Genomic DNA, 12,139 nt, shown 5'->3' on the forward strand with positions numbered 1-12,139 from the left:
GTCGTGCACCGCGGGGTGCGCCTCGGCGTCGAGGGCGTCCATCGCCGCGGTCGCCGCCGCCAGCTCCGCCGCGGCGGCCCGCACGGGGGCGAGCGCCTCCTCGACGAGGTCTCCCACCGTCGCGTCGCCGGCGACCTCGAGCTCCTGGGCGACCGTCGCGAGCGACCCCGCGCGGCGCACCTCGCCCGACGTGGGCTGGAGCTCGCCCGCGAGCACGCGCAGGAGCGTGGTCTTCCCGGTGCCGTTCTCCCCCACCAGCCCGACGCGCGACCCCGGCCCGGCGCGGAACGTCACGCCCGTCAGCACCGACCGCCCGGGGTAGCCGACCGCGACGTCGCGGGCGACGAGGTGGACGGCGCCGGCCGGGACGACCGACGGCGGCGCGAGCGCGCTCACAGCCGCGCGGCCACCGTCGGGGCGAGGGCCCGGAACGCGCTGCCGCGGTGGGAGATCGCGTTCTTCTCCTCGGGCGTCAGCTCGGCGCACGTGAGGAGCCGGCCCGCGGCACGGGCCGGCTGTGCGTCCGGGACGAGGACCGGGTCGTACCCGAAGCCGCCCTCACCGCGCGGGGCGCGCTCGAGGCGACCGCGCAGCACCCCGGTCTCCACGTGCTCGAAGCCGTCGGGCGTCACGAGTGCCGCGGCGCACGTGAACCCCGCGCCGCGGTGCTCGTCGGGCACGTCGGCCAGCTGCGCGAGGAGCAGCACGAGGTTCGCGACGTCGTCGCCGTGGTGACCGGACCATCGGGCCGAGAAGATGCCCGGCGCCCCGCCGAGCACGTCGACGCACAGCCCCGAGTCGTCCGCGACCGCCGGGAGGCCCGTCACCGCGGCGAGCGCGCGCGCCTTGATGAGGGCGTTCTCGGCGAACGTCACGCCGTCCTCGCGCGGCGGCTCCGCGCCGACGTCGGCCGCCCCCACCACGTCCTGCGCGGCCAGACCGGGCACGACGGGCGCGAGGATCTCGCGCAGCTCGCGGACCTTGTGCGGGTTGTGCGTGGCGAGGACCAGGCGCGCCACGGTCACGCGCCCTGCGCCAGCGCGGCGGCCTGGATCTGCGTGAGCTGCGCCGTGCCGGCCACCGCGAGGTCGAGCAGCACGTCGAGCTCCGCGCGGTCGAACGGCGTCTGCTCCGCCGTGCCCTGGACCTCGACGAACGCGCCCCGGCCCGTGACCACCACGTTCATGTCCGTCTCGGCGCGCACGTCCTCGACGTACGGCAGGTCGAGCATCGGCACGCCGTCGATGATGCCGACGCTCACGGCGGCGACCGAGTCGGTCAGGACCTCCGCCCTGCCCTTGATGCGGCCCGTGCGCCGGCCCCACGCGACGGCGTCGGCGAGCGCGACGTACGCGCCGGTGATCGCTGCGGTCCGCGTGCCGCCGTCGGCCTGGAGCACGTCGCAGTCCAGCACGATCGTGTTCTCGCCGAGCGCCTTGACGTCGACGACGGCGCGCAGCGACCGGCCGACGAGGCGGGAGATCTCGTGCGTGCGCCCGCCGACACGTCCCTTGACCGACTCGCGGTCGCTGCGGGTCGACGTCGACCTCGGCAGCATCGCGTACTCCGCCGTCACCCAGCCCTCGCCGCTGCCCTTCCGCCAGCGCGGGACGCCCTCGGTGAAGGAGGCGGCGCACAGCACGCGCGTGCGCCCGAACTCGACGAGGACGCTGCCCTCGGCGGCGTCGAGCCAGTGGCGGGTGAGCGTGACGGGCCGCAGCTCGTCGGGACGGCGGCCGTCGGCACGCGTGGCGGAGGTCTGGGACGTCATGACGACGACCCTAGGCGAACCCGCCGACGTCCCACGCCCCCGGGGTCGCCGTCGGCCGGCGACGGCCTCAGAGCCGGACGGTCGTCCCGGCCCGCGCCGCCTCGACCGGGCCGTCGTAGACCTCGCGGGCCTCGAGGACCGCCGCGTCGGTCGAGTTCCACGCGGGGACGTGGGTGAGCAGGAGCCTCCCGGAGCCGCCCCGGGCGGCGGCCTCACCCGCGCGGCGGCCGGTCAGGTGGATGCCACGGATCGCGTCGTCCCGGCCCTCGACGAAGGCCGCCTCCGACAGCAGGAGGTCGGCGCCCGTGGCGAGCGCGTCGACCCCCTCGCACGCGTCGGTGTCGCCGGTGTAGGCGAGCACGACCGTGCGGTCCGGGTCGTCCTCCGACGGCCCCGCGACGCGCACGCCGAAGGCGGGCACCGGGTGGTGGACGGCGACGGGCGTGAGCGTCAGCGGTCCCACCTGCACGGGCCCGCCGGCCTGCCACACCCGCACGGCGAGCTGGTCGACGAGGCGCTCGCCCGCCTCGGTGCCGTAGGCCTCCTCGAGCCGGGGCTCCGTGCCGACGGGCCCGTGCACGGGCAGCGGCGCGCGCGTGCGACCGTCGGGCCGGTACTTGAGGTACACGTACAGCCCGCAGAGGTCCGCCATGTGGTCGGGGTGCAGGTGCGAGAGCGCGATCGCGTCGACGTCGGCCGGGTCGAGGTGGCGCTGCAGCGGCCCGAGCGCACCGCTGCCGAGGTCGAGCAGCACCGACCACGTGCGCCCGTCGGCGTCGTCGGCCTGCACGAGGTAGCAGGACGCGGCCGAGTCGGGGCCGGGGAACGAGCCGGCGCAGCCGACGACCGTGAGCCTCATGCGCGCAGGCTCGCAGCCGGCTCGACGGCCGCGACCTCCGGGCCGAGGAAGCGCCGCGCGAGCGTCGCGAAGGAGCCCGCGTCACCGGTCGAGAGGAAGCGGTGCTCGGGCGGGCCGAGCGCGGGGTCCCGTTCGAGGCCGTGCGCGACGAGCGTCCGGTAGACGTCCTTGGCCGTCTCCTCGGCGCTCGAGACGAGCGTCACGCCGTCGCCCATGACGTAGGAGATGACGCCCGTGAGCAGGGGGTAGTGCGTGCAGCCGAGCACGAGCGTGTCGACGTCGGCCGCGACGATCGGGGCGAGCGACTCACGAGCGACGTCGAGCACCTCCGGGCCCGACGTGCGCCCCGCCTCGACGAGCTCGACGAAGCCCGGGCACGCCTGGGAGGTGAGGCTCAGGTCGGCGGCGACGGCGAACGCGTCGTCGTACGCGCGCGACTCGACGGTGGCCCGCGTGCCGATCACACCGACGCGGCCGGTGCGGGTCGCCGCGGCCGCGCGGCGTGCGGCCGGCAGGATCACCTCGACCACGGGCAGGCCGCGGCGCTGCGTGTACCGCTCCCGCGCGTCACGCAGCACGGCGGCCGAGGCGCTGTTGCAGGCGATGACGAGCATCTTGACCCCGGCGTCGACGAGGTCGTCCATGACCTCGAGCGCGTGGGCCCGCACGGCGGCGAGGGGCTTGGGCCCGTAGGGGCTGTTCGCGGTGTCGCCGATGTAGAGGACCGACTCGTGCGGGAGCTGGTCCAGCACGGCGCGTGCCACGGTCAGGCCGCCCACGCCGGAGTCGAAGATGCCGATGGGCGCGTCGCTCACGGGCCGAGCCTAATCGGCGCCCCCGCGGCGCGGTGACGAGCGCCGCGGCAGCGCGCCGAGCATGAGCCCGACCAACGACTCCTGGAGCTGGGTGAGGACCGCGTAGACCGCGGCCAGCAGGTGGCGCGGCGACGGCTCGCCCGACGTCGCCTCGCTCGCGAGCCGGTAGACGTCCTCGGCGTCCTCGTCCGTGCGGACGCCGAGCCGCTCCGAGATGACGAGCCGCACGTCGGTGAGGGCGGCCGCGATGCTCGGCGCCTCGCTCGGCACGACGACGACCTCGGTGCGCGCACCGGCCAGCGCGGCCCGCAGCCGGGTGAGGTTGGTCGCCTTCGCCGTGCGCAGGTCGGCCTCCGTCAGGCGACGGAACTCCGCCGCCACCGCCGGGTCGCCGGAGGCGTCCGGCAGCAGCCGGCGCAGCGCTGGGTCGACGGGTGGCGCGATCGGGAGCGGGTCGAGCTCGATCGCGTCGAGGGGGTGGCGGGCCGCCCGCTCACCCTGCTGCTCGACGGACTCCGCGCCGCCGAGCAGCTCGATCACCTCGTCCACGACGTCGAGCAGCACGGCTCGTTCCGGGGGCGCGACGGCCACGACCCAGCCGCCCTCGTCCGCCTCGAACGTCCAGGGCCTCCGCCTGCGCGTCATCGGCCCGAGGCCTGGACGGTGGCCCACAGCCCGAAGCGGTGCATCGCCTGGGCGTCCGTCTCCATCTGCTCGCGCGCGCCCGAGGAGACGGTCGCCCGTCCCTCCTCGTGCACCTGCCGCATGAGCCGCTCGGCGCGCTCCTGCGGCATGCCGAAGTACGTGCGGAAGACGTACGTCACGTAGCTCATGAGGTTCACCGGGTCGTTCCAGACGATCGTCACCCACGTGTCGGCGGTCTCGAGCTGCTCGTCGGTGCGCACCTCCTGGTCCGGCACCGCCGTGGCGACCGCGACGGCGACCGGGACGGGCCCCGACGTCAGGGCGTGCGCCGCCCTCCCCCATGTCTGCACCACAGGTCTCACTGTACGGACGAGAACCGCCGACCGTCGGACGGGTCGCGCGCGCGACGCGGTGATCGTCCCCCTAGGTTTGGCGCATGAGCGCAGAGCTGCCCTCGTCCTTCCCGGCGCCGACCCTCGACGCCACGGGGCTGCCCGCCCCGGTCCCCGCGTCGTCGGCGTTCCTCACCGACCGCTACGAGCTCACCATGGTGCAGGCAGCGCTCCGGGACGGGACCGCGAACCGGCACTGCGTCTTCGAGGTCTTCACGCGCCGGCTCCCGCCGGGCCGGCGCTACGGCGTGCTGGCAGGGACCGGACGCGTGCTCGAGGCGCTCACGTCCTTCCGCTTCGGTGACGACGAGCTCTCCTGGCTCGCCCGGCACGACGTCGTCGACCGGGCGACGATCGACTTCCTCGCGGACTACCGCTTCGCGGGCGACATCACGGGCTACGCCGAGGGCGAGTGCTTCTTCCCCGGCTCTCCCGTCCTCGCGATCGAGGGCACGTTCGCCGAGGCGGTGCTGCTCGAGACGCTCGTGCTGTCGATCCTCAACTACGACTCCGCCGTGGCGTCGGCGGCCTCGCGCATGACGAGCGCGGCGGTGGACCGGCCGTGCCTCGAGATGGGGTCCCGCCGCGCGCAGGAGCACGCCGCCGTCGCCGCGGCCCGGGCGGCGGTCGTGGCGGGGTTCTCGGCGACGTCGAACCTCGAGGCCGGGCGCCGGTACGGCCTGCCCACCATCGGCACCGCGGCGCACTCCTTCACGCTGCTGCACGACGACGAGCCGTCCGCGTTCGCCGCGCAGGTCGCCGCCCTGGGGCCGGGCACGACGCTCCTGGTCGACACGTACGACGTCATGCAGGGGGTGCGGAACGCGGTCGCGGCCGCGGGGCCGGAGCTGGGCGCCGTGCGGCTCGACTCGGGGGACCTGACGTTCCTCGCGCACGAGGTCCGCGGGCTGCTCGACGAGCTGGGGGCACGGCGGACCAAGATCGTCGTCAGCTCGGACCTCGACGAGCAGGCCATCGCGGCCCTCGCGGTCGCGCCGGTCGACTCCTACGGGGTCGGCACGTCCGTGGTCACGGGGTCCGGGGCGCCGACGTGCGGGATGGTCTACAAGCTCGTCGCGCGCGAGGGGCGCGACGGCCGGCTCGAGCCCGTGGCGAAGGCGTCGGCGCGCAAGGAGAGCAGCGGCGGCCGCAAGACGGCGGCGCGGCGGCTCGGTGCGGACAGCCGCGCGGTCGAGGAGGTCGTCGTGACCGGCCCGGACCACGCCGTCGCGGCGTGGGCTCCGGCCGACGGCGACCTGCGCGAGCTGCACGTGCCGCTCGTCGTCGCCGGGGCCGTGGACACGCGGTGGACGGGCAGTGCGGGCGTCGAGCACGCGGTCGAGCGCCACCACGCCTCGCGCGCCGAGCTGCCGCGCGGCGCGCGGCGCCTCTCGGTGGGCGACCCGGCGATCCCGACCGTGACCCTGCAGCTCGACGACTGAACCGGGCGCTGACAGCGACGGGGTCCGGACAGCGACTGCGGCTTGGACAGCGACTGCGCCCGGACGACGCTGCCCGGACAGCGCTGCGCCCGGGGACCTCGGGATGGCCGAGGTCCCCGGGCGCGGGGCTGGTGGTGGTCCGGCGCGCTACACGCGGGCCTTGCCGCGGCCGACCAGGCCGAGGACGAGGCTCACGACGAGCACGATGATGCCGAGCCAGATGAGGAACTGCGCGGCCTCGACGGCGACGCCGAGGATCAGCAGCACGACGCCGATGATCAGGATGATCAGCCAGGTAGGCATGATGGCCCTTTCGTCCGGGCACCTTCCCGGGGGGTACCGGGTGGTGCGTCTTGTCGAGAAGCGTTGCAGGACTTGTTCAAGCGCGCATCCTGAACGGCGACGTGCGCGCGCGGCGCGTTGCTGGTAACGGCGGCGCCTCAGGCCCCTGACCTGCGACGACGCCGGGAGCCCGCCCATCACCCGTACCGACGACGTCGCTCGACCGGGTGACGTGGAGGCCGTCGCGGGCGGTCGCGAACCGCCCCGTCGGCGCGATGCTGGCGCGGTTCCGGCCGCGCCGCGGCGACGAGGTGCGGTGCGTGCGTCAGCGCTTGCCGACGAACCAGTCGCGCACGAGCGCGGTGCGCGCCTGCAGCTGCTCCTCGCTCGCGAGCGCGACCTCCGGCCCGCCGCACCGGCGCCGGAGCTCGGTGTGGACGGATCCGTGCGGCTGCCCGCTGCGTCGCGCCCACGCACCGACGAGCGCGTTGAGCTCCTTGCGGAGGTCCGCGAGGCGCCGGTGGTCGACCGCGGGCCGCGGCGCGCGCCTGCCGGCGACCTGGTCCGCCTGCCGCTGGCGCAGCAGCGTGCTCACCTGGTCGGCGTCGAGGAGACCCGGCAGCCCGAGGAAGTCGAGCTCCTCCTCGGAGCCGACCTCGGCGCCGGTCCCGAACTCGCCGCCGTCGAACAGCACGCGGTCGAAGGTCGCCTGCGCCTCGAGCGCCTGGAAGGTGCCCGCGACGCCGTCGGGGCCGACGGCGTCCGGACCGGTCGCCTCCCGCTCGGCCGCGGCGAGCAGGTCGGCCTCGGGGTCGTCGTCCTTCTCCGGCCGGTCGAGCGCGTGGTCGCGCTCGAGCTCGAGGGTCGCGGCGAGCGCGAGGAGCTGCGGGACGCTCGGCAGGAACACCGACGCCGTCTCCCCGCGCCGTCGCACGCGCACGAAGCGGCCGACGGCCTGGGCGAAGAACAGCGGGGTCGCGGTCGACGTCGCGTACACGCCGACAGCGAGGCGCGGCACGTCCACCCCTTCGGACACCATGCGGACCGCGACCATCCACCGGGAGTCGCCCTCGGCGAAGGACTCGATGCGCTCGGACGCGCCGTCGTCGTCCGACAGCACGACCGTCGCCGGCTGGCCGGTGATCCGGCGCAGGTGCGCGGCGTACGCCCGTGCGTCGGCCTGGTCGGTCGCGATGACGAGGCCGCCGGCGTCCGGGACGCTCCGGCGCACCTCGGAGAGGCGACGGTCCGCGGCGGCGAGCACCGACGGGATCCACTGGCCCTCGGGGTCCAGGGCCGTGCGCCACGCCTGGGCCGTCATGTCCTTGGTGAGGTCGCCGCCGCCGAGCTGGGCGCTGACCTCGTCACCCGCGCGGGTGCGCCAGCGCATCTGACCGCTGTAGGAGAGGAAGATCACCGGCCGGACGACGCCGTCGCGCAGCGCGTCCCCGTAGCCGTAGGTGTAGTCCGCGATCGAGCGGCGGATGCCGTCGCCGCCCGGGGCGTAGGTGACGAACGGGATCGGTGCGGTGTCGGAGCGGAAGGGCGTCCCGGTGAGGGCGAGCCGTCGGGTCGCACCCTCGAACGCCTCGCGGACGGCGTCGCCCCAGCTCAGCGCGTCGCCGCCGTGGTGGATCTCGTCGAGGATGACGAGGGTCGGCGCCGCCTTCGTGCGGGCGGCGTGCAGCGCCGGCTTGCTCGCGACGCCGGCGTAGGTCAGCGCCACGCCGTCGAAGTTCGCGCCGTGGCGTCCCTGGCTGTTGCGGAAGTTCGGGTCGAGGTGGATGCCCACGCGCGCGGCGGCGTCGGCCCACTGACGCTTGAGGTGCTCGGTCGGCGCGACGACGGTCACGCGCCGGACGACGCCGCGCTGGATCAGGTCGGTCGCGACCCGGAGGGCGAACGTCGTCTTGCCGGCGCCCGGTGTGGCGACGGCCAGGAAGTCCCGCGGCTCACGCGCCTCGTACTCGGTGAGGGCGGCCTGCTGCCACGCGCGCAGCTTGCTGGCGGTGCCCCACGGCGCCCGGCCGGGGAACGCGGGCGGCAGGTGCGAGGCCGCGGCGGGCGACGGTCCGTGGCCGCCCCCGGGCGCGGCGAGGCCGTGCCCATCCGGGGAGTGACGCGCCGCGTGGTGCGGGGCGTTCACCGTCCGCCGTCGGAGCCGGCGCCGTCGCCGGGCTGGTCGCCGTCCTGCGGGTCGCGCAGGCCGTCGTAGATCTCCTGGCAGATGGGGCACACCGGGAACTTCTTGGGGTCCCGGCCCGGCACCCACACCTTGCCGCAGAGCGCCACCACAGGGCTGCCGGAGAGGGCCGAGGCGAGGATCTTCTCCTTGCGCACGTAGTGCGAGAACCGCTCGTGGTCCCCGGGCTCGACCTCCTGCCGGGTCTCCTCACGCTCCAGGACGCTCGTCGAACCACCGGGTCCGCTGCCGCCGGGCTGACCGTACGGGTCGTCCGGGCCGGTCGGGGTCGTCGGCTGGCTCATGCCCCCATTCTACGTCGCCCCACCGACACTCCTCCGCGTCCGGCGGCGGTCCGCCGCAGCCGTCAGGGCGTCGCACGCGGACCGCTCAGCTCGGGTCGCGGTCAGCCGATGGACCGGTGCCGCCGCACCGAGGAGCCCGATGCCCCGCTTCACCCCCCGCACCGACACCGACCCGGCTCTGCGGACCGCGATCCACGGCCGGGTGCTCCCCCGCGGGCTGCTACGGGTCGTCGCTGCCCTCGCCCTGACGAACGTCGCCCTGTTCGTCCTCGAGCTCTCGGGGCATGCGCCGTGGAGCCAGCCGGTCGGCCAGCTCCTCAACCCGGCGATCGCGGTGCTCGCCGTCGTGCTGTGCCGTCGCGCCGCGACGGACCCCGCGAGCCACCCGCGTGCGCAGCACGTCTGGCGGCTGACGGCGTGGGGCATGAGCTTCATCGCCGTCTCCATCACGGTCCGGCTCGTCGCGACCCTCGGCCTCGACGCCGTCGCGCCCGCGGGGAACGCCCTGCAGGGCGTCGGTGCCCTGCTCCTGAGCCTCTCGGTGTTCCGGATCCCCCTCGGGCTGCGGACGCGTGCCGAGAAGGCGGCGCTCGCTCTCGACGTCGCGGCGGTCCTCGTCGCCGCGGCCGTGGTGGTGTGGCACCTCTTCGGCGCGGGACGGGCCGTCCTGACCGGCGACGAGGCGCGCGCGGTCGGTCCCGTCGTCGGGGCGGCGCTGCTCGCCGTCTTCCTCGCGACCCGGGCGTCGCTCAGCGGGTCGGAGGTGATCCCGCCGCGCACGCTGTACCTGCGCGCGGTGTCGGCCCTGGTCGGCGGCTTCGGCACGGCGGCGAGCGTCCTGCTCCTCGCCGCGCGCCCCGAGATCGACGCCCAGGTCCTCCTGAACCCGATCGCCTCCTTCACGATCGCGCTGAGCGCGTGGTTCCAGCTCAGCGACGGCGCGGACGCGCGTCTGCGGGCGCGACGACGGCGGCGGTACAGCGTGCTGCCCTACGTGGCGGTCGTCGCGGTCGACGCCCTGCTCGTGCTCACCTCGGTGACCCGCTCGCCCGACCAGCTCGTGGTCGTCGTCGGCGCCGTGGTCCTCACCGCGCTGGTCGTCGTCCGGCAGCTCGTCGCGTTCCGCGAGAACGACACGCTTCTCACCAGCCTTGGCCTGCACGAGCAGAAGCTCCGGCACGAGGCGACGCACGACGCGCTCACCGGGCTGGCGAACCGTGCCCTCTTCGCCGAGCGGCTCTCCGCCGCCGTCGACCACGGCGGGGCGGACCGCCGCCTCAGCCTCGTCCTCGTCGACCTCGACGGGTTCAAGGCGATCAACGACACCCTGGGTCACGCCGTCGGGGACGGGATGCTCGCGGGCGTCGCCCAGCGGCTCCGGGCGGGCGTCCGCTCCGACGACGTGGTCGCACGGCTCGGGGGTGACGAGTTCGCGATCCTCGTCGACGGCCTCGGTGCGGACGCCGTCGAGGCCGTCCTCACCAGACTGACGGCGTCCCTCGCGCAGCCTCTCCTGGTCGACGGTCACGAGGTGACCGTCCGGGCCAGCTTCGGCGTCGTCGAGGGCGGTGCGGGGGACGACCCGGAGGCCCTGCTGCGCCAGGCCGACGTCGCCATGTACGAGGCCAAGGAGCGGGGCGAGGGCAGCTTCGAGCGCTACCGGCCCGGCATGGAGCAGCGCGGCGCCGAGCGGCACCGCATCGCTGCCGAGCTGCGCACCGCGATCGCCGAGGACCAGCTCGTCCTGCACTACCAGCCCGTCGTGACGCTGCCCGAAGGTCGCATCACCGGCGTCGAGGCCCTCGTGCGCTGGCAGCACCCGACGCAGGGACTCGTGCGGCCTGCGTCGTTCATCCCCGCGGCGGAGGAGACCGGCCTCGTCGTCCCGCTGGGTCGCTGGGTGCTGCGCGAGGCCACGAGGCAGGCGGCGTCGTGGATCGCCGACCACGGTGGTGCAGGGCTGCGGACCGTCGCGGTCAACGCGTCGGCGCAGCAGCTCCAGGATCCGGGCTTCGCGACCGACGTCGCCGCCGCTCTGCGCGACAGCGGCCTGGACGCCGGCCGGCTCACGATCGAGATCACGGAGTCCACGGCCGTCGGCGGAGGCGCGACCGACGCGTCGCTCCGCGACCTGCGTGCGATGGGGGTACGGATCTCCCTGGACGACTTCGGCACGGGCCGGTCGACGCTGAGCCTCCTCGTGGACTGCCTGGTCGACGAGATCAAGCTCGACCGGAGGTTCGCCCCGGTGGCCGGCGCGGACGCCATCGCCGGCGCGGTCCTGCAGCTCGCGCGAGGGCTGGGCATCGACGCCGTCGCCGAGGGCGTCGAGACCGCCGAGCAGGCCGACGACCTCGGTGACCTCGGGTACGGGCTCGCGCAGGGCTTCCTGTTCGCGCGCCCCATGACCGCGCAGGCCCTGGGGGCTCGGCTCCGCGACGCCGACGCCGACTCCGCTCAGGCGGAGGTCACCGCGCGACCCGGGGACCTGCTCGCCGCGTCGCGCTCCTGAACGGCGCGCACGGCCGGCTGACGGATCCGGACGGCCGCTCGTGGGCGCCGGCGACCGCCCTACGACCCCAGTCGCGTCAGCACCCGGCGCGAGCGGGCGTCGTACACCTGGCCGCCGAGGCGGACCCCGAGGACGACGGCACCGGCGCCCGTGCCGAGGCCCGCGAGGAGTACCGCCACCACGAGGTCCGGCTCCCACCAGAGCGCCAGCCCGTAGAGCACGAGCACCGGCGCGCACGCCACGAGCGTCGCGCCCGAGGTCACGAGCTGCGCGAGCATGCTCGCGCCGAGCGACCCGACCTGCGCCGAGTACGGGTTCTCCCCCGCAGCGGGGACGGGGTACGGGAAGAGCGGGCTGAGCACCGCGGAGACGGCGAGCCCGACGCCCAGCACCCCGAGGGACGCACCGAGGCTCGCGGGTGCGAGGTCAGGTCGGCCGCCCACCCACGCCACGACGAGGCTCACGGCCGCCGTGGCCGGGGCGGCCCAGGCCACCGTCGCGAGCACCCGGCCGAGCCGGTCCGCCCGCCCGGGCACCGCGGCGACCACGTGCATCCAGAGCACCGAGCCGTCGAACGCGAGGTCGTTGTGCCGGCCCCACGCGATGGTCCCCGCCATGAGCGGCCCCATGGCGAGCGCGACCGCCGCGGGGGCGTCGACGACCGTCGCGAGCAGCAGCACGATCACCACGGGCGCCGCGACGGCGCCCAGCATCGCGCTGACGTAGCGGGGGTCCCCGGTCCAGTAGCGCAGCGACCGACGCAGCACCGCTCGCGCTGCGAGCGCGTCCGGGCCGCGGCGGTCGTCGCGCGCCGGGAGCATCGCGTCGCGCCGCCTGCGGACCTCGCCGCCTCGCGAGGCCGGGCTGACCAGCGCCCGGCGCAGGAGGACCGCCCAGGCGACGACGGCGGCCGCGAGCCAGACCAGTGCGAGCG

12 protein-coding genes and 1 pseudogene are annotated in these 12,139 nt (G+C 75.6%); 2 read left to right on the forward strand and 11 right to left on the reverse strand.

The features are described from left to right. The 7 genes from ICW40_RS09015 to clpS form a co-directional block, all read right to left on the reverse strand. A partial coding sequence (locus tag ICW40_RS09015; RefSeq protein WP_221653494.1) for an ATP-binding cassette domain-containing protein occupies positions 1-396 on the reverse strand: 396 nt, incomplete at its 3' end. Further along, complete coding sequence (gene rdgB, locus ICW40_RS09020; RefSeq protein WP_221653495.1) at positions 393-1,025, reverse strand: RdgB/HAM1 family non-canonical purine NTP pyrophosphatase; 633 nt, start codon at positions 1,023-1,025, stop codon at positions 393-395. The genes ICW40_RS09015 and rdgB, both read right to left, overlap by 4 nt. Continuing rightward, positions 1,022-1,771: a ribonuclease PH gene (gene rph, locus ICW40_RS09025; RefSeq protein ID WP_221653496.1), complete on the reverse strand. Its 750-nt coding sequence runs from the start codon at positions 1,769-1,771 to the stop codon at positions 1,022-1,024. The genes rdgB and rph overlap by 4 nt, the downstream gene beginning before the upstream one ends. Before the next feature lie 67 nt (positions 1,772-1,838). After that, positions 1,839-2,630, reverse strand: a complete 792-nt coding sequence (locus ICW40_RS09030) for an MBL fold metallo-hydrolase (RefSeq protein WP_221653497.1) — start codon at positions 2,628-2,630, stop codon at positions 1,839-1,841. Then, positions 2,627-3,445 carry a glutamate racemase gene (gene murI / locus ICW40_RS09035; protein ID WP_221653498.1) on the reverse strand — a complete coding sequence of 273 codons (819 nt, stop codon included), beginning with the start codon at positions 3,443-3,445 and terminating at the stop codon, positions 2,627-2,629. Before murI ends, ICW40_RS09030 begins: the two co-directional genes overlap by 4 nt. Positions 3,446-3,454: 9 nt before the next feature. After that, positions 3,455-4,090, reverse strand: a complete 636-nt coding sequence (locus ICW40_RS09040) for a DUF2017 family protein (protein ID WP_221653499.1) — start codon at positions 4,088-4,090, stop codon at positions 3,455-3,457. Beyond that, the gene (gene clpS / locus ICW40_RS09045) at positions 4,087-4,365 is read right to left on the reverse strand and encodes an ATP-dependent Clp protease adapter ClpS (protein WP_221653505.1); all 279 of its coding nucleotides are present in this window, start codon (positions 4,363-4,365) and stop codon (positions 4,087-4,089) included. The genes ICW40_RS09040 and clpS overlap by 4 nt, the downstream gene beginning before the upstream one ends. Positions 4,366-4,526: 161 nt before the next feature. On the opposite strand from clpS, the gene ICW40_RS09050 reads away from it, so the two are divergent. Continuing rightward, positions 4,527-5,924, forward strand: a complete 1,398-nt coding sequence (locus ICW40_RS09050; protein WP_221653500.1) for a nicotinate phosphoribosyltransferase — start codon at positions 4,527-4,529, stop codon at positions 5,922-5,924. A gap of 147 nt (positions 5,925-6,071) precedes the next feature. Here the strand turns inward: ICW40_RS09050 and ICW40_RS09055 are convergent, their stop codons facing one another. From ICW40_RS09055 to ICW40_RS09065, 3 genes are all read right to left on the reverse strand, one after another. Continuing rightward, positions 6,072-6,227 (reverse strand): hypothetical protein, encoded by a 156-nt coding sequence (locus ICW40_RS09055; RefSeq protein ID WP_221653501.1) that lies wholly within the window; start codon positions 6,225-6,227, stop codon positions 6,072-6,074. 304 nt (positions 6,228-6,531) lie between these two features. Next, positions 6,532-8,253 carry a DEAD/DEAH box helicase gene (locus ICW40_RS09060; RefSeq protein WP_260458993.1) on the reverse strand — a complete coding sequence of 574 codons (1,722 nt, stop codon included), beginning with the start codon at positions 8,251-8,253 and terminating at the stop codon, positions 6,532-6,534. A 95-nt stretch (positions 8,254-8,348) separates the two neighbouring features. Beyond that, complete coding sequence (locus tag ICW40_RS09065) at positions 8,349-8,693, reverse strand: DUF3039 domain-containing protein (protein WP_221653503.1); 345 nt, start codon at positions 8,691-8,693, stop codon at positions 8,349-8,351. A gap of 139 nt (positions 8,694-8,832) precedes the next feature. On the opposite strand from ICW40_RS09065, the gene ICW40_RS09070 reads away from it, so the two are divergent. Then, a complete protein-coding gene (locus tag ICW40_RS09070) occupies positions 8,833-11,205 on the forward strand; it encodes a putative bifunctional diguanylate cyclase/phosphodiesterase (RefSeq protein ID WP_221653504.1) in 2,373 nt (790 codons plus the stop codon). Between the two features lie 59 nt (positions 11,206-11,264). Here ICW40_RS09070 and ICW40_RS09075 read toward each other — a convergent pair. After that, positions 11,265-12,139: pseudogene (locus tag ICW40_RS09075) on the reverse strand (hypothetical protein); the annotation flags it as partial.

The organism is Actinotalea ferrariae (assembly GCF_019733465.1).
Classification (GTDB): Bacteria; Actinomycetota; Actinomycetes; order Actinomycetales; family Cellulomonadaceae; genus Actinotalea; species Actinotalea ferrariae_A.